This window comes from Domibacillus sp. 8LH (assembly GCF_038806185.1).
Lineage (GTDB): Bacteria > Bacillota > Bacilli > Bacillales > Domibacillaceae > Domibacillus > Domibacillus indicus_A.
In genome coordinates this window covers 90709-112162 of sequence record NZ_JAVJNG010000007.1, presented here as the reverse complement: position 1 = coordinate 112162, position 21454 = coordinate 90709, and the positions used below count along the sequence as shown (strand labels likewise).

The 21454-nt window shown below is 45.2% G+C and carries 24 protein-coding genes; 8 read left to right on the top strand and 16 right to left on the bottom strand.

What is annotated here, in order from left to right:
• Nucleotides 1-5: 5 nt before the first annotated feature.
• A complete protein-coding gene (locus tag RG959_RS11430; protein ID WP_342797216.1) occupies nt 6-1076 on the bottom strand; it encodes a LacI family DNA-binding transcriptional regulator in 1071 nt (356 codons plus the stop codon).
• 102 nt (nt 1077-1178) lie between these two features.
• Nucleotides 1179-2504 carry an alpha-glucosidase/alpha-galactosidase gene (melA, locus tag RG959_RS11425; protein WP_342797215.1) on the bottom strand — a complete coding sequence of 442 codons (1326 nt, stop codon included), beginning with the start codon at nt 2502-2504 and terminating at the stop codon, nt 1179-1181.
• A gap of 129 nt (nt 2505-2633) precedes the next feature.
• On the opposite strand from melA, the gene RG959_RS11420 reads away from it, so the two are divergent.
• The gene (locus RG959_RS11420; RefSeq protein WP_342797214.1) at nt 2634-3527 is read left to right on the top strand and encodes an AraC family transcriptional regulator; all 894 of its coding nucleotides are present in this window, start codon (nt 2634-2636) and stop codon (nt 3525-3527) included.
• Nucleotides 3528-3563: 36 nt separating this feature from the next.
• On the opposite strand, the gene RG959_RS11415 is transcribed toward RG959_RS11420, so the two are convergent.
• Nucleotides 3564-6221 carry an MMPL family transporter gene (locus tag RG959_RS11415; protein ID WP_342797213.1) on the bottom strand — a complete coding sequence of 886 codons (2658 nt, stop codon included), beginning with the start codon at nt 6219-6221 and terminating at the stop codon, nt 3564-3566.
• Nucleotides 6218-6670, bottom strand: coding sequence for a MarR family winged helix-turn-helix transcriptional regulator (locus RG959_RS11410; protein ID WP_342797212.1), 453 nt, complete (start codon nt 6668-6670; stop codon nt 6218-6220). The genes RG959_RS11415 and RG959_RS11410 overlap by 4 nt, the downstream gene beginning before the upstream one ends.
• A gap of 95 nt (nt 6671-6765) precedes the next feature.
• Here RG959_RS11410 and RG959_RS11405 point away from each other — a divergent pair, with 95 nt between their 5' ends.
• A complete protein-coding gene (locus RG959_RS11405) occupies nt 6766-7356 on the top strand; it encodes a uridine kinase family protein (RefSeq protein ID WP_342797211.1) in 591 nt (196 codons plus the stop codon).
• A gap of 84 nt (nt 7357-7440) precedes the next feature.
• Nucleotides 7441-8235 (top strand): TIGR00266 family protein, encoded by a 795-nt coding sequence (locus RG959_RS11400; RefSeq protein WP_342797210.1) that lies wholly within the window; start codon nt 7441-7443, stop codon nt 8233-8235.
• 57 nt (nt 8236-8292) lie between these two features.
• On the opposite strand, the gene RG959_RS11395 is transcribed toward RG959_RS11400, so the two are convergent.
• A complete protein-coding gene (locus RG959_RS11395; protein ID WP_342797209.1) occupies nt 8293-9687 on the bottom strand; it encodes a M28 family peptidase in 1395 nt (464 codons plus the stop codon).
• A gap of 375 nt (nt 9688-10062) precedes the next feature.
• Between RG959_RS11395 and RG959_RS11390 the strand changes: the two genes are divergently transcribed.
• Complete coding sequence (locus RG959_RS11390; protein WP_251272434.1) at nt 10063-11019, top strand: L-lactate dehydrogenase; 957 nt, start codon at nt 10063-10065, stop codon at nt 11017-11019.
• 21 nt (nt 11020-11040) lie between these two features.
• Here the strand turns inward: RG959_RS11390 and RG959_RS11385 are convergent, their stop codons facing one another.
• Genes RG959_RS11385 through RG959_RS11365 form a run of 5 tightly spaced genes read right to left on the bottom strand, consistent with a single transcriptional unit; the run spans nt 11041 to nt 13267 of the window.
• Nucleotides 11041-11781, bottom strand: coding sequence for an STAS domain-containing protein (locus tag RG959_RS11385; RefSeq protein ID WP_342797208.1), 741 nt, complete (start codon nt 11779-11781; stop codon nt 11041-11043).
• Entirely contained in the window at nt 11768-12418 is a 651-nt protein-coding gene (locus RG959_RS11380; RefSeq protein ID WP_342797207.1) for a cobalamin B12-binding domain-containing protein, read from the bottom strand. Before RG959_RS11380 ends, RG959_RS11385 begins: the two co-directional genes overlap by 14 nt.
• Nucleotides 12415-12774: a hypothetical protein gene (locus RG959_RS11375; protein WP_342797206.1), complete on the bottom strand. Its 360-nt coding sequence runs from the start codon at nt 12772-12774 to the stop codon at nt 12415-12417. Before RG959_RS11375 ends, RG959_RS11380 begins: the two co-directional genes overlap by 4 nt.
• Nucleotides 12771-13079 (bottom strand): antibiotic biosynthesis monooxygenase family protein, encoded by a 309-nt coding sequence (locus tag RG959_RS11370; protein WP_342797205.1) that lies wholly within the window; start codon nt 13077-13079, stop codon nt 12771-12773. Before RG959_RS11370 ends, RG959_RS11375 begins: the two co-directional genes overlap by 4 nt.
• Nucleotides 13076-13267, bottom strand: a complete 192-nt coding sequence (locus RG959_RS11365; RefSeq protein WP_309090662.1) for a YwbE family protein — start codon at nt 13265-13267, stop codon at nt 13076-13078. The genes RG959_RS11370 and RG959_RS11365 overlap by 4 nt, the downstream gene beginning before the upstream one ends.
• 419 nt (nt 13268-13686) lie before the next feature.
• On the opposite strand from RG959_RS11365, the gene RG959_RS11360 reads away from it, so the two are divergent.
• Both RG959_RS11360 and RG959_RS11355 read left to right on the top strand, forming a co-directional pair.
• The gene (locus RG959_RS11360; protein WP_342797204.1) at nt 13687-13959 is read left to right on the top strand and encodes an acylphosphatase; all 273 of its coding nucleotides are present in this window, start codon (nt 13687-13689) and stop codon (nt 13957-13959) included.
• A 102-nt stretch (nt 13960-14061) separates the two neighbouring features.
• Entirely contained in the window at nt 14062-15153 is a 1092-nt protein-coding gene (locus RG959_RS11355) for a TDT family transporter (protein WP_342797203.1), read from the top strand.
• 14 nt (nt 15154-15167) lie between these two features.
• On the opposite strand, the gene RG959_RS11350 is transcribed toward RG959_RS11355, so the two are convergent.
• The gene (locus RG959_RS11350; RefSeq protein WP_251272441.1) at nt 15168-15557 is read right to left on the bottom strand and encodes a sporulation protein; all 390 of its coding nucleotides are present in this window, start codon (nt 15555-15557) and stop codon (nt 15168-15170) included.
• Nucleotides 15558-15826: 269 nt separating this feature from the next.
• Complete coding sequence (locus tag RG959_RS11345) at nt 15827-17152, bottom strand: NAD-dependent malic enzyme (protein WP_251272442.1); 1326 nt, start codon at nt 17150-17152, stop codon at nt 15827-15829.
• 385 nt (nt 17153-17537) lie between these two features.
• Here RG959_RS11345 and RG959_RS11340 point away from each other — a divergent pair, with 385 nt between their 5' ends.
• Nucleotides 17538-18644: a CAP domain-containing protein gene (locus RG959_RS11340; protein WP_342797202.1), complete on the top strand. Its 1107-nt coding sequence runs from the start codon at nt 17538-17540 to the stop codon at nt 18642-18644.
• A gap of 135 nt (nt 18645-18779) precedes the next feature.
• Here RG959_RS11340 and RG959_RS11335 read toward each other — a convergent pair whose 3' ends face one another.
• The 4 genes from RG959_RS11335 to RG959_RS11320 form a co-directional block, all read right to left on the bottom strand.
• A complete protein-coding gene (locus RG959_RS11335; protein ID WP_050183275.1) occupies nt 18780-18980 on the bottom strand; it encodes a cold-shock protein in 201 nt (66 codons plus the stop codon).
• Between the two features lie 402 nt (nt 18981-19382).
• Nucleotides 19383-20009: an FMN-dependent NADH-azoreductase gene (locus tag RG959_RS11330; RefSeq protein WP_342797201.1), complete on the bottom strand. Its 627-nt coding sequence runs from the start codon at nt 20007-20009 to the stop codon at nt 19383-19385.
• A 92-nt stretch (nt 20010-20101) separates the two neighbouring features.
• Nucleotides 20102-20527 (bottom strand): MarR family winged helix-turn-helix transcriptional regulator, encoded by a 426-nt coding sequence (locus RG959_RS11325; protein WP_309090678.1) that lies wholly within the window; start codon nt 20525-20527, stop codon nt 20102-20104.
• Between the two features lie 98 nt (nt 20528-20625).
• Entirely contained in the window at nt 20626-20985 is a 360-nt protein-coding gene (locus RG959_RS11320; RefSeq protein WP_342797200.1) for an adenylate/guanylate cyclase domain-containing protein, read from the bottom strand.
• Between the two features lie 104 nt (nt 20986-21089).
• Between RG959_RS11320 and RG959_RS11315 the strand changes: the two genes are divergently transcribed.
• The gene (locus RG959_RS11315) at nt 21090-21434 is read left to right on the top strand and encodes a DUF3307 domain-containing protein (RefSeq protein WP_342797199.1); all 345 of its coding nucleotides are present in this window, start codon (nt 21090-21092) and stop codon (nt 21432-21434) included.
• Nucleotides 21435-21454: the final 20 nt, after the last annotated feature.

Here is a 21454-nt window from a genome sequence, read left to right as displayed (position 1 = left end):
GAATATTATTGTCGTTCCTGCTGGCGCAGTGCTCCGCAGCTTTCACGGACAACCAGCGTTGTTGGCACCATAATTTTAATGGGCATGTCCCGGCCATCCAGCCGGTCAAGCATAATTCGGACACCGAGCCTTCCCATTTCTTCAGTCGGTATTTTAACGGTGGTCAGCGGTGGAGATGTAAATTGAGCCATTTCAATATCGTTGAAGCTGACAATCGCAACGTCATCCGGCACCTGAACACCGGCTTCGTGAAGCGCTCTCATCGCGCCAATGGCCATCGAATCGCTGGCAATGAAAAAAGCGTCCGGCACGTTTCCCTGCTTAATGGCTTCTTTCATCAAATCGTAGCCGGACTGAATAGAATACTCTTTAACAAACAGCAGGCTTGGGTCATACAAGCCGCGTTCCTTCATTTTGCTTTCGTAAATCGTTTTCCTTGCATCGGGCGTATAAATTTTTTTTAATGACTGCTCCTGTTCGACGGAAATTCGCTCTGTGCCGCCAATATAGCCGATCCGTTCATATCCCTGTGCCGCCAGGTGATCCATTGCCTGGCTGGCGGCTTTTTGGTAATCAAAAATGATTGAATCGTATTGATCTTCATAAGCATCCTGGTTAATTAGCACAATATTGCGGTTGTACTCGCGAATGGTTTGCAAAATCAGATAGTCGATCCGGCCAACGACAAGAAGCCCATCAAGCTCAGCCAGTTTCTCTCTTGCTTTTACCATATGCTGAAGGCGGATCAGCTTTAATGAGCTGATCCCCCGAACTGCACATTCTTTTTCGATTCCTTCCCGGATAGACAGCCAGTAGGGATCACTTGCTTCTTCTTCTTTTGTTTGCAAAAGCACCATACCAATATTAACCGTTTCATGCTTCAAACTTTCCTGTTTCTTTGGCTGGCTTTGCAGCCGTCTGCTTTTAACCGTCCGGTAATTTAACTCTTTTGCTGTGTCAAAAATCTTTTGTTTTGTTTCCGGAGAAGCGGAAAGTGTTTCGTCGTGATTCAACACTCTCGATACGGTTGAAGGAGATACATTTATTCGTTTAGCAATATCTTTGATTGTTACCATGTGGCATCCCTCACTGATCGTTTAGTAAATTTTACTCTTCAAAACGATCATACCATGGATGATAAGCGCTTACAAAATATTTTTTTGAAAAATCAGACAGTTTCACTGTCTGATCGGCTGTTTAGAGGATTGGTATTCCGGCAGCATGTCACCATGTGCTTCAATCAAGTCATCACACAAGCTGATAATGTCGTCCATCGACAGCTCTGCTGCTGTGTGCGGGTCAAGCATGGCTGCCTGATAAATCTTTTCTGTCGATTTTGTAATCGCTGCTTCAATCGTTAACAGCTGCGTATTAATGTTAGAGCGGTTCAGCGCCGCCAGCTGTTCAGGCAGTTCACCCATATAAGCCGGAGTAATACCGTTTCGATTGGCGATACACGGCACTTCTACTACCGCTTTTTCCGGAAGGTTTGAAATAAGTCCGCCCGTATTTAACACATTTCCGCCAAATACAAACGGCTCGTTCGTTTCCATCGCTTCAATAATACGCGAGCCATATTCGTGAGAGCGTTCGTGTGTTAAGTTTTGGTCATTCATCAGCTCTTCTTTTGTTTTCAGCCAGTTGTCGATCTGTTCTTCACAGCGGCGTGGATACTCATCAAGCGGGATGTTGAAGCGGTCAATCAACTCTGGATACTTTTCTTTAATAAAGAACGGATGATATTCAGCATTATGTTCAGAAGATTCCGTCACATAAAAGCCGAATTTATCCATCAGCTCGTACCGCACCATGTCATGATGCTTCGTTTGCTGCTTTTCTTTTGCTCTTCTTTTAATTTCCGGGTATAAATCTCTGCCATTGGATTTAATTTCAAGAAGCCATGCCATATGGTTAATGCCGGCGATGCGCTCTTCAACATTTTCATGCGGGATGCCGAGATCTTTCAGCAGATCTTTTGTGCATACCTGCACGCTGTGGCAAAGCCCAACCATTTTTACATTTGTGTAGCGGGAAACAGCACCTGTTAATGTAGCCATCGGATTGGTGTAGTTTAGAAGCCATGCATCCGGGCACACCTCTTCCATATCTTTTGCAATATCAAGCATCACCGGGATGGTGCGCAGCGCCCGGAACAAGCCGCCAATACCGATGGTGTCCGCGATCGTCTGGCGCAAGCCGTATTTTTTCGGGATTTCAAAATCGATGACCGTACTTGGCTTATAGCCTCCAACTTGAATAGCGTTGATTACATATTTGGCATCTTTCAGTGCTTCCTTCCGGTCTGTGTACGTGTTGATCGTAACACCCGACTTCAGCGTATTCTTCAGTGCCTTAAGCAATACTTCCGACTCTGACAGGCGATTTTCATCAATATCGAATAGTGCAAATTCAAAGTCCTGAAGTGCCGGGGACATCATGCAGTCACCTAACACATTTTTCGTGAAAATTGTGCTTCCTGCGCCAATAAACGTAATTTTTTTCATTTGCCCGCCTCCATTAAAAGTTCATGTTGAAATTTTAGTAAATTTTAATTAATGTATTTCTTATACCAAATAATATAACGCTTTCATTTTTCGAACAATGGTAAATAAAATCGGAAACGGGGTAATATATTGTTCTCACTCCCAGATGATCCTCATCATAGTTTTGTTTATCATCATTCAAAGGAACCTTTAACAGATTCAGCCCGCATTGCTTCGATCGGCTTTGAAAAACGCACCTCCACCGATTACTATTGGGACGGGCGCATGCGGCCGAACGACCATAATACGTTTATTTTTCAATATACCGTTAAGGGCTGGGGAGAAATCCAGGTCGGAGACCGGACGATGGCGGTCCGGCCGGGGCAGGCCTTTATCGTAGAGGTTCCAAGTGACCATTGCTACTACCTGCCGGCGGAAAGTCCAGAATGGGAGTTTCTCTTTATTACACTGGAAGGAACGAAAGCAAAAGAATGCTGGACTCAGTTAAGAAACGAGCTCGGCCCGATTGTTCAGCTCGAAGACGCCTCTCCACTTGTTTTTTTGCTGCAGAAAATCTATCAATTTGCCCTGAAAGAAGGTATTGAAGACACGTTTACGTCTTCTGCCCGTGCTTACGAATTTATTATGGGACTATACCGGTTTGCCAAAGGACTGGACCAGCCAAAAGCAAGCATTCCGGATGACATTCGGACGGCCCTGCAATTTATGGCCTCCCATTACGACCAGCCGCTGTCTCTTGATGAGATTGCCCATCATGCGGGGCTTTCCAAGTATTACTTTACAAACAAGTTTCATAAATATATGAACACAACACCCATTCAGCACTTGGCTAAAGTCCGCATGCAAAAAGCGATGGAGCTATTAACGACCACAAACAAAACCATTCATGAAATCGCTCTTCAAACCGGCTATGACAATGCGAACTATTTCAGCAAGGTATTTAAGAAAATGATCGGCATGTCTGCTGACAGTTTCCGCCGTGACAAAAAAATGACAGACTTTCAGCACGTTATTATTGATTAAGCAAAAAAGCTGCTCCGCCATAGCGGAGCAGCTTTTTTATCTTCGCTTGAATGGCCACCAGACTCCCTGGTTAAAGGAGACGGTCACCGCCGGAATGAGCAGCGGCAGAACAATGAGTCCATACAGGAGAAGTCCTGTAATCACGATTGTCGCGATTTGAACTAGGCTGAGCACACCAGACGGCATCATCGCGCCAAAGGTGCCGGCCAAAATAATCGCTGCCGTAATAATCACAGTGCCCATTTTAGCCATGGACACAGACATCGCCTGCTGAACGCTGACACCATCCCGCGCTTCTTCCCTGAAACGGTCAAGGAGGAAAATCGAATAGTCAATACCGAGCGCCACCAGCATCACAAATCCGAAAAACGGAACGGCCCAGCTGACGCCGTCATAGCCAAGCCCATTTACAAAAATTAATTCTGCTGCAGCAACGGATGTATAATATGTTAAAAGCAGCGAACCGATCATGTAAAGCGGCATAATAACCGAACGGAACAGCAGCGTCAGTACAATAAACAAACTGGCAAGCATAATGATTGCTGTACGACTGAAATCGTTCGATGAAATATCTTTTAAATCACTGTTTACACTGGAAATGCCGCTGTAAGCAAATGTTGCTCCCTCAAACGGGGTGTCAATGGATGCCCGTTTCACAGCCCGCTTCACTTCCTCTATGCTGTCAATCGCTTGAGAAGAATACGGGTCTTCAGACAGCACTACTTCCAGTTTAATCGTTTTTTCGTCATTTACTGTATAGCGGTCGAGCACATCTTTAAATTCTTTTCTTTCCAATGTACCGTCAGGAATATAGATACCGGTATCATGGACACTTTTCGATTGGCTCATAGACCGGGTCGTCTGAGCGGCTTTTGTAAGACCTTGTGCAATCTCTGTCAGCCCATCGTTTGCATCCCCTACTCCAGAGGCAAGCTGGGATAGTCCTCCGCCAAGCTGGCCGACCTGACCGGCAGTTCCTTCAAGTTCTCCTGCCGCTGCATTGATTCCCTGGCCGATTTTGCCAAGCTGCTGCTGCACAGCTCCAAGCCGGGCAGCTGCCTGCTCTGCATTGCCCGACTGCTCAATGCCGGCAGAAATACGGCCGATCTGTTCGTTGACCTGCCCGATGCCCGATGCTGCCTGCTGCAGCCCTTCTGCACCAGAAGCAGCTTCACTTCCAGATGGAATCTGTCCCTCTGCCTGTGTTAATCCGTTTTGAATATCCGCAAGGCCATCCTGCACTTGCAGCAGGCCGTCTCTCGCATCCACAAGACCATCTGTCAGTGTGCCTAGCTGGTTATCTACATATAGCTCATCAAGTGCTTCACCCGTTGGCCGGGTAAGGGTCCGCACCGACTTTACACCATCGACTTTTAAAATATCTTTACTGATGGATTCAAGATACGGAACCGTTTCTTCAGTTGCCATATCTTCTTTCCCACTTATGAGCACGGTAACTGGAAGTGAATCGCCGCTGCCAAACCCTTCCGCAATCGCATCTAGTCCTTTCACAGATTCATAGTTACTGCCAATCTCATCTACCGTGTTAAATGAAAGCTTGCCGTCATAGGTAAACAGAAGCGGTACGGTAATAACGGCAACAATAAGCATAGAAAGAAGCGGACGGTGAACAGATAATTTGCTGAACCAGGCCCACAGCTTGCTGTCGTCATGGGAAGCAGGCTTCTTCGACGGCCAAAATAGCTTTTCTCTTAAAACAGCCATAAAAAACGGCACAAGGGTAAACAGCACAACAATAAGCACGGCAATCCCCACGGCAACGCCGACTGCTGACTTGAAAATTGGGAAATCCGCAAAGCCGATCGCCGAAAAGCCGATAAAAACAGCAATGCCGCTGACCAAAAGCGTACGTCCGGCTGTTTTGTACGTATTCACGATTGAGTCTTCAACCGAATGACCTGCCTGCAGCTCTTCTTTGTACCGGCTGAGCAGCAAAATGCAGTAATCTGTTCCAATTCCGAACAGCACCGCGACAAGAAAAATCTGAGTATAGTTTGAAACAGGAAATCCAAACCAGTCGATGAAAAATGCCACAAGTGACTGGCTGAGCAGGTACGTAAAGCCGACAGCCGCAAGCGGAATAAGCGGTGTGACAATCGACCGGAAAACAGCTAAAAGCAGAACGAAAATCAACCCAACTGTAATGAGCTCAGTCCGCTTAAGCCCTTCCTGCGAGCTTTTATTGACATCATTATTGATGATGGCTTCGCCCGTTACGTATGCAGTCAAATCATCCGGCAGTACTTCCGCGCGGATTTCATCGGCCAGACGATTAATCTGATCCTGCGTTCCATCCACTGTAACCGGCACAAGAACAGTTTTTTGATCCTTTGATACAAGCTGCTTTTTTATTTCTTCACTTTCAAACGGATCCATTACATCTGTAATCGGACCGTCCATTTTCTTAAGGGATGCTACACTTTCGGCAATGGACTGCTGCGCCTGTTCCGTAAGCGGCTGATCCAGCTGGAAAACAAGCGAAATGGTTTCTTCTCCAGCTCCAGCCTGCTCAAGCAGGTCGGCTGCCCGCTGTGAATCTGCGTCACCTGGCAGCTGGAATGACCCCGCCTGTTCAGCCTGCTTGGATAAATTAGGCGCCAGTAAAAACAGGGCGGCTGTTAAAACGAGCAGGCTGACAAAAATCGGCCAGCGCCATTGAATGATCCTTCTCATCTATGATCCTCACCTATCTTTATAATTTCTTTTAGCTTGCGGAACATATTCACAAACTGCTCCACTTCCTGTTCATCAATATGACTGGATAGGAGCGAAGAAATAAAGTCTGAAACACATTCTCTCGTTTTTTGAATAAATTCCCGGCCTTCCTCCGTCAGCTCTACCCATTTTGTCCGCTGATCGCTTTCTGATCTCACCATTTGGATCAGTCCTTTTTCCTCCAGCTTTTTCATGCGATTGGAAATAGCACTTTTATGCACCCCCTGCATCACCGCCAGTCTGCCTGATGTAATGGGCCCATGCTTTTCGATAATTTTCATCATTTGAATTTGTTCCGGTGAAAATTCATGCACAATCGGATCGTCAATCGACTTAAGGATTCGCTCGGTTCCGTAAACGATCACTTCCTCAAACAATTCCACCGCTTCACGCAGCTGTTTCTCCATATTGTTTACCCCCTAAACTTCTTACATTTAGTTTAGGGGGTAAACGGTTTTCCGTCAAGAGATAAGGTATAATTCCTAGGGGGAGGGGGTTTTTTATGGATATCAATGGATTAACCGCTTTATTTAGCAAGAAAGAACAGCACACCTATCTGGTTGCGATTGATGGCGGAGGCGGTGCTGGAAAAAGTACGCTCGCCCGCGCCTTGCAGCAATCACTTGGCAGCGGAGCCGTAATTGTTCATGCGGATGATTTTTATGCGCTGTCGAGCAGGCGAAGCAGCGAAATTGGAGGCGGCTGGGATTTAAAGCGTCTCGAAGAACAGGTGTTAAAACCGCTCAGTCAAAACAAGCCGGCCCGGTATGAACGATATGACTGGGAAACGGACCAGCTTGCAGAAGCACACGATGTGCCGGCAGGCGGATTTGTGATTGTAGAAGGCTGCTATACAATGGTTCGGCCTCTTCTGCCTTACTATCACTTTAAAATATGGGTGGAAAGCCCGGAAGAACTCCGGCTCGAGCGTGGGATTGAGCGGGACGGCGAGGAAAAACGGCATCTTTGGGAGGAGTTGTGGATGCCGGCAGAGAAAGTGTATATGCGTGAACAAAACCCCGCTGGCTCCGCAGACGTTGTGGTCAGTGGAACAGGCGGAGACGATCTTACAATTCTTTCTGCCCGGAACTGAATCTTCAAAAGAAATGTTTTGACTGAACTGAAACTTTTTACACGAACAAATCGTACATTTAGCTGATCATAAGGAGGATAAATCATGAACAATCACGAAATTGACTTTCAATTATTTGGCGATGATATGCAGTTTGTACAAGTGGAGCTTGATCCGCAGGAAACGGTTATCGCTGAAGCCGGCAGTTTGATGATGATGGATGATGGTATTCGAATGGAGACCATTTTTGGCGATGGCTCCTCAAACCGCGGCAGCGGCTTGATGGGCAAGCTGCTCGGCGCAGGGAAACGTATGCTGACAGGCGAAAGCTTGTTTATGACGACCTTTACCAATGAAGGCAGCGGCAAAAAACATGTTTCATTCGCTTCACCGTATCCCGGGAAAATCGTTCCCATGGATTTAAGTGAACATCAAGGCAAGATTATCTGCCAAAAAGATGCGTTTCTGGCAGCAGCAAAAGGCGTATCAGTCGGCATTGAATTGCAGCGCAAGCTCGGCACCGGTTTTTTCGGTGGTGAAGGCTTTATTATGCAGAAGCTCGAAGGCGACGGAATGGCGTTTGTTCATGCCGGTGGAACGATTTATGAAAAAACCCTTGCTCCGGGCGAATTGATTCGTTTGGATACAGGCTGCCTGGTCGCTATGACTGGTGATGTTGATTACAACATCGAAGCAGTTAGCGGCGTAAAAACAGCCCTGTTTGGCGGTGAAGGCTTGTTCCTTGCGACGCTTCGGGGACCTGGGACGGTATGGGTACAGTCTCTCCCATTCAGCCGCTTGGCCAGCCGTGTTTTTGCGGCAATGCCGCAAAACGGCGGATCAAAGGGTGAGGGTGGACTGTCCGGACTGTTTGATTTTATCGGCGGCGACGGCGACTGATTCTATACTAAAAACCGGTGTTCCGAATCGGGAACACCGGCTTTTTTGCTTTACGTCTTACTGAATGTCTTCGTTATAGTATAAATGAGGAACTTTTACTTTGCTCGCTTTCTTCACTTTGATCCCCTGATTATCAAAACGGGCTTTTTCATAAATGGCCGTTCCAACAATTTCACCCACGTCCTGAAGCTTTTCTTTACTAATTTTATCAATTGTATCATCCGGTGTATGGTACCAAGGCTCCGCTGGATCGTGAATAAACAGGGCAGCAGGAACCCCCGCTTCCGCGAATGGAACATGATCGCTGCGGCCGCCTTTAAGATAAGGGATTACTTCTCCATTCAAGCGCGTGCTCGATGCCTGTGCCAGCTCAGTTACCAGATTGGGTTCCCCATCTGCTGTCATCATCACCAAATCACCGGCATCTCTGCTTCCGACCATGTCTAAATTAAAATTCGCAATTATGCGCGAAACTTCTTCTTCCGGCAGCCCTTCTACATAGTACTCAGAACCAACCAGTCCAACTTCTTCTGCTCCGAATGTAATAAAGCGAAGCTCCGTATCGGTTGGAATATCTTTAAACAACCGAGCGAGCTCCAGCGTCATGGCCGACCCGGACGCATCATCGTTTGCACCGGGAGCGCCCGGTACAGAATCATGGTGAGCACCAACGACGATAATGTCATTCGTTGCTTTGGTTTGATTTGCTGGCTTTTTCACCGCGATCACATTATGCGAGGTTTTTTCGTCAACGCTTGCTCCTTCAACGGTCAGGGAAGCCGTCAGTGTTTCCGCTGCTGCTTTCGCAGCAAGCGCTTCTCCTTCGGCTTTTGTTAAAGAAACAGCCGGAACGTATGCGTCATTCGCTTCTCCTAATGTTCCATTTAGGGCACCATCCGTGTTGTTATAGATAATCACGCCGGCAGCGCCTTTTTCAGCTGCATTAAGCACTTTTTCGGCAAAACTAATTTCTCCGCGCTGAATAAGAGCGATTTTCCCCGTCAAACTCAAGTCCGCAAGCTCTTCTTTTTTACCAAGACCGGCCACCGCCAGCTCTCCTGTGATGCTGCCGCTCACTGTGTATGTAAAAGCAGATGGTGTAAATGTTTCATCAGAGCCTTCGATGGAGAGAAAAATAGATTCTGGCTCCGTGTAACTTAAAAACGTAAAAGGCTGAATCTCTGTTTCATAACCGTAGGATTGAAATTGGGATTGAATGTATTGAACTGCTTTTTCTTCTGATTCTGTTCCAGCAATACGAGGTTCTTTCGATAAATAATCAATGTTTTGATACACATTTTCCACGTTAAAATGTTGAACAATCTTATGATCCAAAACATTTACCGGCTGCTGCGCATAAACAGGTTCCACCTGGACTGCTGCAGCTTGAAAACTAAATGTACCGGCTGTGATAGCAGCGGCTATTGTCAGCTTTAAAACAAGTTTCTTCATCTTGCGAACCTCCTTCTGAAAATTACTATTATTTTAAAATAGTCTTGGTTTTTCTGAAAAGAGGCATTATTCTCATTATTTATATGGAATTCCATAGATTACAAGTTCTCATTAAAAGAGAAAGAGGATTTCGAACGGAAATCGTTTCTTTTTATTTAACTTGCTTGTATCTATTCCCCCATGTCTTTTTCATTGTTTTATTTACCCTTAACTGGGGGAATGATGTAAAAAGTGTGTCTAAATGTAAATGCGTACTGTTACAATCTTTAAAAAATGGGATTGAAATTTGAATTTCGGCGTTTTATAATAAGTTTGTGAATAAATTCACATTAACAGCTCAAATCCCTTACTTATCAAATAGAGGAGTGTTTTAGGATGATCGAAATCAGAGGCAACAAAGTCGTTCTTATTGGTACAGGTGCAGTGGGATCAAGCTATGCGTTTTCCATGTTAAACCAGGGTGTATGCGATGAGCTTGTCTTAATTGATTTAAATGAACAAAAATCAATGGGCGATGTAATGGATTTAAATCACGGCGTCCTTTATGCTCCTACTTCTACAAAAGTAAGCTTTGGTAAATATACAGACTGCGTGGACGCAGCTCTCGTCGTGATCTGCGCAGGCGCTAACCAGAAGCCCGGTGAAACACGCCTTGAACTGGTTGAAAAAAACATGGCGATTTTTAAAAATATTGTTGGTGAAGTAATGGCTTCCGGCTTTGATGGCATTTTTCTGATTGCTACAAATCCAGTGGATATTTTAACGTATGCGACGTGGAAATTTTCCGGCCTGCCAAAAGAGCGTGTCATCGGCTCTGGCACAATCTTAGATACGGCCCGCTTCCGTTACCTGCTTGGCGAAAACTTTGGTGTTGCACCGCACAGCGTCCATGCATCTATTATTGGCGAGCATGGTGATACCGAAGTAGCAGTTTGGAGCAGCGCCAACATTGCCGGGATTCCACTGAAGGATTACCTTGCGCGGGATGAGCATGAAAACCCGGAAGAAAAAATGAAGGAAATTGCCGTACAGGTTCGGGATGCGGCGTATGAAATTATTGAAGCAAAAGGCTCTACTTACTACGGAATTGCAATGGGGCTTACTCGTATTTCCCGGGCAATCCTGCAAAATCAGGACGTCGTGCTGACTGTCTCTGCTCTTCTCGAAGGAGAGTTTGGCCATCATGATGTTTATATCGGCGTACCGGCTGTCATTAACCGCTATGGTGTCCGGGATGTAGTGGAGATTCCACTTAGTGAACGTGAAAAAGAGTTATTTGATCATAGCGTGCAAACCTTGAAAAAAGTTCAGGAGCCATTTTGGAAAGAATAATGCACGAAAAAAGCGAAAGCCTTATTTCTCCGACAGGCTTTCGCTTTCTATTTCAATGGAGCTGGCATAAACAAGACCGCTGTGCCGATGGTTTTTTAAAAACGGCGCGTGGACAGGTTTCACCCCTACAATTCGAATGTTCGCATCAAGTAAGAGCAGAATGTCAACGAGCTGGTTAAACTGCTCAATACCGGACAGTGTAATCAAATCCACTGCTGTAAAATCGATGTACAGGTATTCATAATTCCCGTCGTAAAAGCGTTGTGATAATACATCTTTTGTGTGCTCCATCAGGGCGGAGTCCAGATCGCCAAACATTGGAATGAGTGCCGTCGTGCTGCTCAGCGCAATGAGCGGAGCAGAGCGCTCCTTCATTTTAATGAGCGCGGCTTCGGCTTCTTCTTTTTTTTCAAGAAGCTGAAAATCGGCTTCGGCAAGCCTCATCTGCTGCTGGTGTACCATTTTCTCCAAACGGGCGAGCCGGCGGTCAAGCCCGACACACTGCAGATACCCTTCATGCTCGTCCCATTGAACGGACACTGAAAAAGCTTCGGGCTTTAACCCAACAGTTAACAGAGCCAGTTCAATGGTTGTTGATTGTTCTTGCAGTTTTGCTAATTTCCGCTGGCTTCCTTCATCTACGATCGATTCCAAATTCCGCTGGTTTCCGAATCGGCGTTGTGCCGAGTCGGAACATTCAAGAACATTCAGCTTTCGATCTACTCGAAAAGTCGGCAGCGGCATAGACTTAAGATGCCCCACTTGCTTTCCCCTCGCTTTGATCATTCATCCAGTCAGTTAACTTTTTATAATCCGTTATAAAAAGCGTGTTCGGCGTGCAATAAGGTGATAAATCATACATGGATAAAAGACGGCTTCCCACAATGATTTTCGGGCGGAACGGCAAGGACTCCAATGCTTCTGCATACGATTTCAAGACCGGTACATGATACAGAATCGTGACGGATAAACAAATCACGTCCGGCTTCCACTTTTCTGCAGCAGAAACGGCGTGTTCAAGTGGTAAATTCGCCCCCATCATCCGCGTTCTCCAGCCGTTTTCTTCAAACAGCAGCGATGCCATCCGCATGCCGAGCGTGTGCTGCTCTTCTTCTACACATAAAAACATCACTTTACGGCTGGACGTTTTTCGTTTCGCTTGTGCATGAAAACGGGAAATCATAAAATCACACGTAGCCGTTGCTAAATGTTCATCTGCCACGGAGATATCATCCTGTTCCCACAGAAACCCGATATGCTGCATCGCCCCACCGACGATAGACTGGTAAATATCGACCGACGTCCACCCTTTTTCGCGAAGATCACATAAAAAAGCAAAGCTTGCATCCACATCGCCATCAAGCAGCAGATGGGCTAGTTTCGCTGCTTCTGTGTTCATTTCGCTTCCCTTCTTTCAATATCGGCTATCGCCTCTGTCAACACCGTGCGGTAAAATACCGCCTCGTCTGAACGCTCCTCTTCCAAAACATGATAGATTCGTTCAAAATTATCGATCACATGCGCCGCTTTCATTCCACGTGAAACGAGCAGATTCGTCAGCCAATAGGCATAGTCAATGAAAAACTGTCCATTTTGAAGCGTAAAAGCCGTTTTTAAATGGTGAAAATGGTGATGATTGTCTTCGCGGCATTTCACTTTCCCATACTCACCAAATCGTTCCTCAAGCTCCGGATAATCACGGTACATTCCATTCATAATTACATCAATACACTGGTCAATCCGGCTTTGATTCATGTAGCCACCACACGATACTTTTGCACTTTTGGGACGATCGAGGCAAGCTCCTGATCCGGGTAATTCTTTTCTAGATCGTGCACTTTTTGAAAAGCTTCGCTTGTTACCCATTTCATATAAGCCTCTTTTGATTCCCAGACGAGCTGAACGGTTAATTCAGATGGGCGCTTTTCATTTTGAAGCAGCCCGAAAGATACGAAGCCTTCATACTCGTCCACAAGCTTGGACCGGTTTTGATAAATAGAAATGGTTTCCTCAATCTTATCCGGCGGCACATTGACAATGGAATGAACAATATAGCTCATAAAATATCACACACTCGTCCAACTTGCCCATCTTCAAGACGGACTTTAATGCCGTGCGGATGAAAACTGGATTTTGTTAAAATGTCTTTGACCGTACCGCTTGTTTTAGTGCCCGTCCGCTGGTCCTTCTTTAAAATGACGTTGACCTTCAAGCCGGGTTTAATCTCACTCCTGTTTTGTCCGTTCATCACTCATACCCCTCTTTGTTCCAGTTATTAGTACTAGTATAAAGGTTTTTGTTTCAATAATCGAAGAAAAACGGTTCAAACCTCCAGAAACAAAGAAAAGAGACAGGTTATACCTGTCTCGAAGTGTAGACAAAGTTAGAAAGCGGGCAAGCGGCTTTTCAGGAAGCATCACTTTTTAAAAAGGGCCTATAGGGAAGCCCCCTGCCGCCTTATCATCTTCTATCCAACCAGCCGCACTCCTTGCGTGCAAAAGAAATAAAGGGATATGCTGACAAACGGTTTTACTTGCTTGCTGTCTCGCGGTTTGTTTACCTGTTTGCCCAAAGCGGCTATTATAATAATCGCCAAAGTAACAGAACATCATTGTTTTTGAATAGGGTTTTTATTGGATAAATGAACGTGCAAAAAGGAGGATTTATATGAAGCAAGCTCGTCATTTAACGGTTTCTGGAAAAGTACAGGGAGTTGGTTTTCGCTATTTTGCCCAAATGACTGCTGCCGATCATGGTGTTTCCGGCTGGGTGAAAAACCTTGATAATGGCACAGTCGCTGTTCATGCAGAGGGTTCCCCGGCAGAGCTGGACGCCTTTATGGCAGATTTAAAAAAAGGAAACCACTTTGCAAAAGTTCATCATATTGAAGAGGAACGTGTGCCGCCAGAGTCTCTTACTTCCTTTCGAATCAAGTATTGACACTCTTTTTTTCCGTTGCTATGATTAAACAAGTATTTTTGGTACTTGTTTCCCTAAAAACCTAGTAAACAGATCGAAAAAGGAAAAAAGGAGACTGTTGTTATGTATCGGTTGTTCTTTGGACTGCTTTTATTTTTGCTTCTTTTAATTATTAAATCTCCCTTGTTTCGGGGAACTCGTATAGATGCGTCCTATGGTGCGATGATTATGGCCATTGGCATTTTCTCAATCGGGGTTTTCCCCCAGCTTCATATTCCGCTCGTACTGCCTTCCTATTTGATTGATGCAGTGCTTTTTTTTATTTGGCTGTTTTTAATTTTTTCCTTTATGAAAGCAGCACTGAGAGGCGTTTTTCGAAAGCGGTATTTAACCCATCCTGTCCAGAGCTTTGCCGTTGGCACATGGGTAGCCGCTACATCGATTTTATGCCTTGTTTTATTTCATCAATTCCCTTTTTTACAGCCGGTTATTTTCACTGTTGCCCTTTTGAATACAGGACTTTGGACGTTTTATATGGTGCTCTGTCTGAAAAGTTACAAGGTGATCCTTTCCGCTAAGTATTATACACGGATTCACGGCATCGTTTTTTTATCGACAGTGAGTACACAATCACTTGTGATACTATTTAATACTCTGTTTCAAACACCGGTTTTGCAGTTACTCAGCCGATTTGTGATTGCCGGCGGATTGTTCCTTTATTTTTTAAATCTCGTTCTTGTTATAATCCGCTTTCAGCGTTTTCGACGGGGGGATATTCTCGATGGCTGGAAAAATACGAATTGTATCATACACGGGGCCATGTCTATTTCAGGTATAGCAGCGATTGTTTCAGGAGCTTTTACACGTGAAGTTATACTTGTGATGTGGATATGGGCGGCTTTATTATTTTTCATTATTGAAAGCATTGAGTTATGGCGTATGGCTGCCCGTCTTCAAGCTTATTCTCTTCATGAAGCGATTGGCCGCTACCATGTTTCCCAATGGGCACGTAATTTTACATTCGGCACATTTTACATGTTTACTATACATATCGATTTTACCCATGCACCTGCCCCGTTTGTGATGGTACAGCAGATGATCGCCCAATCCGGCATTCCCGTTCTTATCCTGCTTCTTCTGGCGGAATGCATGCTGTTTTTCAAAGATTCACTTCCGTGGTCAGAAAGCCGGGATCATGTAAAACAGCGCGCCTAGTTGGACGCGCTGCTTTACACGACAATTTTGATCCAATCCTGATCGACGCTTTCTGCGCCTTGATCAAATGTCAGCTTCGTTTTAAATCGATAGGATTCATCACGGCCTGGAACCGGCAGGACTTCTGGCAGCCGGAATGTAAATGGCACTTTGTTTAATTCTTCCGCAGCAATGGTGCGGCTGGATAGAATCGTGCGGCTTTCAATCGTTTTGCTTGTTTCATCCGCATGGTTTTCCAGCATCAAATCACAATCGATCCGGTTGATCCGCTGTTCAATTGTTCCTCCTTGAATTAAAAAGTAGGCTTCAATTTGTTCTCCAGGTCTGTACGTCTGCTTCGGCAGAACGAGGTCAATTTGAGCTGAGCCAATCCCCAGCAGTGACATATATTTTCGCAGCATCATAATCATGTTCCTCCACCCTTTTGTTTGGAATTAGTATAGACAAATAAAATAGAAAAAAACCCTTACCGATGCCAGTAAAGGTTTTTTTTCATAAAAAGAGACCTTTACCGGCTGGGTAAAGGTCTCGCTAACAGCTTATGCTGCCGGAAAAGCCGAGAGTCAAGACTCTGAAATGACGACCAATCCGCTAAAGCTACTCCCCTTTAGGAGTTTTCGTTCGATTGTATAGTCATATCATACTTGATTTCGTTTACCTTGTCCATTACTGGTTATTTCACCGCAATTTTCTCCGCAGCTGCTGCTTGTTCCACCACTGCTGCTACGCGTTCATGAACAGTCCGATCTAGTGGATGCGGAACAAGATCGCCTGGTTTTGTGCAGGATGCGATGGCTTCCGCCGCTGCTACGAGCATCGGGTGCGTGACATCATTTGCTCTTGCATTCAATACGCCTCTGAAAATACCCGGGAACCCTAGTACGTTGTTGACAGAGCGTCCGTCTGCCGCGTAAGCCGCTCCAGCTTCAAGCGCTTCTGTCGGCGCAATTTCCGGATTCGGGTTTGAAAGTGCCAGAATAATCTGCCCCTGCTGCACCCATTCTTTTTTAATCAGCCCCTGCACACCTGTTGTCGCAATGACAATGTCGCACTGGCCCATGAGTTCGCCAAGGTCGTTAACCGGTGTGCCGCCATACTGCTCGAGCCGCTGCTTCGCTTCTTCTGACAGGTCTGCACCGTACACCGATTTTACGCCGTACGCCATCAGCATGCGGCAGATCGCAAGACCGGCTGCACCGAGCCCGATCTGGCCGACTGTGGCTTCTTTCAAGTCTACGCCGGCACTTTTGCAGGCAGAGATGACAGCTGCCAGTGTCACAACCGCTGTGCCGTGCTGGTCATCATGCATAACCGGAATATCGAGTTCTGCTTTCAGCCGCTCTTCTACTTCAAAGCAGTGCGGTGAGCCGATATCTTCCAGCAGGATGCCGCTGAAGCCGGGTGCGATATGCTTAACCGTCTCCACAATTTCATCTGGGTTTTTCGTATCGAGCAGAATCGGAATCGCGTTAATATCCACTAATTGATCAAACAGCGCCGCTTTCCCCTCCATCACCGGCATGCCGGCAACCGGGCCGATATCACCCAATCCTAAAATAGCCGTTCCGTCTGTGACAACAGCTACACTGTTGCCGATGTTTGTATAGATTTTTGCTTTTTCCGGCTCTGCCTGAATCACTTTGCACACATCCGCAACCCCTGGTGTGTACACGCGGCTCAAGTCTGCGAGTGTCTGGATTGGCACCCGGCTTTTCATCTGTACTTTGCCGCCTTCGTGGGCACGAAGCACCTCGTCCGATACCGCCTGCACGCGAAATCCTTCCAGTTCGTTGATGCTTTCAATAATGCCTGCAAGCTGATCTTCCTGTTCAATCTGCACGGTGATGTTCCGCTGCGTGTAAGCCGGGCCTACTTTAATCGTTTCTACTTCCCCGATATCACCGCCACGCAGCCCGATAGCCGTTGCTACTTTTCCAAGACTGCCCGGAACGGATGGAATTTCGATCATTAACGTACGAATTAACTTATTGTATGCCATGCTTGTTGTACCTCCATTAAAATAAAAAACTTCCTTTCTCTATCATAGCGCTTTCAATCTGATTTTTCTGCATAAAAAACTTAAAAAATTATGTGAATTTATTCACATGTAAATCTATATCTCTTTCTTCTGATGATTTTTGCCCGTTATGTATAATGATTCTTCCAGTGGAAAAACTATATCAATAAAAATTAATTTATTTTCTGTCTTATGGTTTTTTTTGAATGTATCTTGTCGGTATCAAAGGTGCGAATCCATCTATTAAACTGCTTAAAAGAAGCCGGGTTCGTTTTAGGCCACACGCTCTTCCTGCTCAGCTGCTGCCGCTTTGCGTGAAAAATAAGCATATTTCCGTTAAAATAAAGAAAGAACGGAGTGTGAATGATTGAAAAAATTATTATCTGTTGTGTTGCTGCTTGTTGTGGCTTTTAATACACGGCCGCTGTGGGAAGAATATGCTGAGCCGTATATGAATTTGGCTTTTATGGACGTGATCAGCGACGAGCTGGAAGACGTAAGAGAAAGTTCTGCTGTAACTGGTACTGTAGATAGAGTGACAAGTGAAGTAAAAAGCCTCGTGGGCATAGCGCCAGAAACTGTAGAGAAGGCTGAACAACCGGCGCTGGCTGCTCCAGAATCCCAGACGTTTTCCGTTTACAATATTCAAATTGGGAACAGCCGTTCAAAGGTGGAGCAGGAAGTCGGGGCACCGAAACGCCATTCTCAAAATGAGTATGGAACCGAATGGTATGCTTATCACGAAAATTATCAAAACTTTTTGATGGTGTCCTATGACGAAGAAAACCGCGTGAACGGGCTTTATACGAACCACAACTTGATTTCCTCGAAAAACGGTATTGCCTTGAATACACCTCAGAAAAACGTCCGTGAAAAGCTTGGCGAACCAATGGATAAAATGCGTAAAGGGCTGACGTATTATATTTTAAATGAAACAAACGAACATGATTACTACCATATGGATGACAGCTACGTAACCATTTTTTATGATGTACACGAACAGGATACCGTTACAGCCATTCTTATTTTAGCTGAAGATCTAGAAGCAGAAAAAAAGGGCATGTATGGTGAAAACAGTGCGGCACTGCGCAAAGGGTTTGAATACCAGCTGTTTGATGTGACGAACGCCGCCCGGGTTGTGCACGGATTGCCGGTACTCACATGGGATGATCCGGTCAGTGGCACCGCACGGGAGCACAGCCGGGATATGGCCCAGCACGTGTATTTTGATCATACAAACCTTGAAGGCCAGTCACCATTTGACCGGATGGAAGAAGACCGCATTCACTTTACAACTGCCGGTGAAAACCTTGCTTATGGGCAATTCAACAGTATTTTTGCTCACGAGGGCTTAATGAACTCCTCCGGCCATCGAAAAAATATTTTAAATGGTGATTTCTACTACTTAGGAGTAGGAGTTGCGCTAAACGGCGAAAACCAGCCTTACTTCACGGAAAACTTTTTTAATAACTAAGCCTGATCCGTTTATTCGGCAGGCTTTTTTTATGGAACGCTTCTTTTGCTCGTCATGGAACAAAAACTTTCGCTCAAGCGAGCAAACAAAAAAGGCAGCCTCAAAGAGACCGCCTTTTTACGATGTTATATAAAATTATGCTTTTTGTACGTTAGTTGCTTGAGGACCACGTTGTCCTTGTTCAACTTCGAATGTTACTTCTTGACCTTCGTCAAGAGTTTTGTAGCCTTCGCCTTGAATTGCTGAGAAATGAACGAATACGTCGTCTCCAGCTTCGCGCTCGATGAAGCCGAAACCTTTTTCTGCGTTAAACCATTTTACTTTACCTTGTTCCATGTTATGTTGCCTCCCGTTGTGCATCTGCACAAAATAATACTATTCCTGCTCAAAGCAATATCAAGACAATAAGCTTTTACAGCACTTGTACCTCTCGAACAAAAATAATTCTTATTTATCATAACAGCTTTTCAAAAAATAAGCAAGCGATTCAAAAAAAGAAAATGTTTTCATTTCCTTTTTACGGAAAATCATTTTACCCATAGGCTTGTGCACCGAGCAGGCTCCCGCAATGCCCTAAGGTACGCTCAGCCCGGCCGTCTTCCCCTATCGGCTCTTTTTAAGAAGCGATGTTTCCCGAAAAGTCTTCTGCTCGTTTCGGCTTTGAAAACTTTCATAAAAAAAGACTGACGACTTTGTCGTCAGTCTTAGCTGTTCCTTTGGCAGGAACAGCTTCATGAATTAAAATGTCCGCGCCGCTTCTGCTGCGAGCTTAATACCGTCTGCAATGATTTCTGCTGAACGGTCCGGGAATTGATTATGCCCTTCAATGACAATGGTCTTTACATCTTCTACGCCCCAGAAAGCCATAATGGTTTGTACATATTTTGCCGACATTTCAAGGTCTGCCATTGGTCCTTCTGAATAAACACCGCCGCGCGCATTCAAAAGCATCGCCTTTTTATCCTGTAAAAGACCGACTGGGCCTTCTGCCGTATATTTAAACGTCTGCCCCGCCTGGCCAAGGTAATCAAGGTATGTGTGAAGAACAGCTGGAATCGTGAAGTTCCAAAGAGGGAAAGCGAAAACTACTTTGTCTGCTTCCAAAAATTGATTCAAGTATTTTGTAACAAGATCTGCTGCCGCTTTTTCGCCTTCCGTTAATTCCATTCCACGGGCTAATTTGAACATGCCGTTAATTTTATCGTTATCGTAGTACGGAAGGTTTTCTGCAAAAAGATCTAATTCTGTGATCGTATCCGCCGGGTGCTCAGCGCGGTACGCCTCTAGAAATGCATTATATAGCTGCACGCTGACCGCTTGGTCCGCTGGGCGTGAATTGGCTTTTACAAATAAAACGTTTGTCATTTTTGTTTCCTCCAGTTATTTTGTTACTTTTCATCACTAAAAGGATTGTACCACACATTTAGTTGCTATAGCAACTATTTGGTGCGGACTTTTTATTCCATATTGGTCCGCATTTTTGTTAAAATTCTGCGTACTTCCTCCAGCTCTTTTGCTGTAATGCCTTCTGTAACAGCACGATGAAAGGATTCAACAACCGGTATCACGTCATCTTGAAGAGCTGTGCCGGTTTCAGTAAGAAAAATCCGTACGGAACGCCGGTCGCCGGCTTCGGTAACCCGTTTAATAAACCCTTTTTGCTCAAGGCTTGATACCATGCGGGTAATATTTGTTTTGTCCTTTTCAAGCTGCTCGGACAACTCCTGCTGAGTCCGTCCGTCCCGCTCCCAAAGCAGCATCATAATTAAATTTTGCTCCGGGGCGAGCTGAAATGGGGCGAGGCGTTCTTTTACACAGTTTGTGATTTTTAAATCTGTTTGGTGAATAAAAATGCTGATGTAATCTTTTAATTTGATATCCATAATCAGCCCTCCATCATCCGGCTTTGAAAAACCGCACTTGTACCAGCCCCTGGTATAGGCGTGAGCTGCACAATTTGCACTTTGTCTTGAATGCCAGATCATTTCTTAAGCGTGCTTTTCGCACTGAATGAAAATTCCTTCGCGATCCCGGCAAACGATTCCCGTTCCCATTCCTGGGCACTGACTATAATATCGCCGCCTTCGCTTTGCTGCTGAATACGTGCAGCCATATTTACAGTATGGCCAAAATAATCAAGTAAGCCGTTCGCATTAACCGCGATCGTCGGCCCTATAAACAATCCGCCTTTAATGACGACGCCCATTTCAGCCATTAAAACAAGCAGCGTGTCCAAATCATTTTCTCCAGAAATTTTTGCGGCATAGTCAAAAATAATCTCAAGCATCGCTTCAGCTGAAAGCTCCTGCTGAACCGTTCCACCCTTTTTTAAAAAAATCACTTTACAAAAGGTTCTTATTACCTAAATCTATAGTATCACTTTTTTAAATATATCATATTTTCTACCAGAGTATAGAAATCTATTTTGTTGGGTGAGGTAAAGGAATGGAGCCGTTTAATCTGCTTTTACTGGCACATTTAATAGGTGATTATTTGTTTCAAACGAGCTGGATGGCCCAGTACAAAGCATCCCGATGGGCACCACTGCTTGCTCATTGCTTCTTATACACATTCATTGTTTCCCTGTTTTCCTGGCTGACGTTTGGCGGCCTCTCTCGGCTGGCTATCGCTTTTATTTTCTTCACTCATGTAATCATTGACCGCCGGACCCTCGTTGCCTGGTGGCTGCGGACGATTATGAAAGTCCGGGGACCGGAATCGGGCTGGCTTGGGATTATTGTAGACCAAATCTTTCATCTGCTTGTTCTGGCAGCGGCATTGTACCTATAAGCAAGAAAGGTTTGATGTCA

Excerpts from the sequence above, each read along its gene's own strand:
- RG959_RS11430 (WP_342797216.1), bottom strand. The coding sequence starts at position 1,076 with ATGGTAACAATCAAAGATATTGCTAAACGAATAAATGTATCTCCTTCA.
- melA (WP_342797215.1), bottom strand. The coding sequence starts at position 2,504 with ATGAAAAAAATTACGTTTATTGGCGCAGGAAGCACAATTTTCACGAAA.
- RG959_RS11415 (WP_342797213.1), bottom strand. The coding sequence starts at position 6,221 with ATGAGAAGGATCATTCAATGGCGCTGGCCGATTTTTGTCAGCCTGCTC.
- RG959_RS11410 (WP_342797212.1), bottom strand. The coding sequence starts at position 6,670 with ATGGAGAAACAGCTGCGTGAAGCGGTGGAATTGTTTGAGGAAGTGATC.
- RG959_RS11405 (WP_342797211.1), top strand. The coding sequence starts at position 6,766 with ATGGATATCAATGGATTAACCGCTTTATTTAGCAAGAAAGAACAGCAC.
- RG959_RS11400 (WP_342797210.1), top strand. The coding sequence starts at position 7,441 with ATGAACAATCACGAAATTGACTTTCAATTATTTGGCGATGATATGCAG.
- RG959_RS11395 (WP_342797209.1), bottom strand. The coding sequence starts at position 9,687 with ATGAAGAAACTTGTTTTAAAGCTGACAATAGCCGCTGCTATCACAGCC.
- RG959_RS11390 (WP_251272434.1), top strand. The coding sequence starts at position 10,063 with ATGATCGAAATCAGAGGCAACAAAGTCGTTCTTATTGGTACAGGTGCA.
- RG959_RS11380 (WP_342797207.1), bottom strand. The coding sequence starts at position 12,418 with ATGAACACAGAAGCAGCGAAACTAGCCCATCTGCTGCTTGATGGCGAT.
- RG959_RS11375 (WP_342797206.1), bottom strand. The coding sequence starts at position 12,774 with ATGAATCAAAGCCGGATTGACCAGTGTATTGATGTAATTATGAATGGA.
- RG959_RS11370 (WP_342797205.1), bottom strand. The coding sequence starts at position 13,079 with ATGAGCTATATTGTTCATTCCATTGTCAATGTGCCGCCGGATAAGATT.
- RG959_RS11365 (WP_309090662.1), bottom strand. The coding sequence starts at position 13,267 with ATGAACGGACAAAACAGGAGTGAGATTAAACCCGGCTTGAAGGTCAAC.
- RG959_RS11360 (WP_342797204.1), top strand. The coding sequence starts at position 13,687 with ATGAAGCAAGCTCGTCATTTAACGGTTTCTGGAAAAGTACAGGGAGTT.
- RG959_RS11355 (WP_342797203.1), top strand. The coding sequence starts at position 14,062 with ATGTATCGGTTGTTCTTTGGACTGCTTTTATTTTTGCTTCTTTTAATT.
- RG959_RS11350 (WP_251272441.1), bottom strand. The coding sequence starts at position 15,557 with ATGATGCTGCGAAAATATATGTCACTGCTGGGGATTGGCTCAGCTCAA.
- RG959_RS11345 (WP_251272442.1), bottom strand. The coding sequence starts at position 17,152 with ATGGCATACAATAAGTTAATTCGTACGTTAATGATCGAAATTCCATCC.
- RG959_RS11335 (WP_050183275.1), bottom strand. The coding sequence starts at position 18,980 with ATGGAACAAGGTAAAGTAAAATGGTTTAACGCAGAAAAAGGTTTCGGC.
- RG959_RS11330 (WP_342797201.1), bottom strand. The coding sequence starts at position 20,009 with ATGACAAACGTTTTATTTGTAAAAGCCAATTCACGCCCAGCGGACCAA.
- RG959_RS11325 (WP_309090678.1), bottom strand. The coding sequence starts at position 20,527 with ATGGATATCAAATTAAAAGATTACATCAGCATTTTTATTCACCAAACA.
- RG959_RS11315 (WP_342797199.1), top strand. The coding sequence starts at position 21,090 with ATGGAGCCGTTTAATCTGCTTTTACTGGCACATTTAATAGGTGATTAT.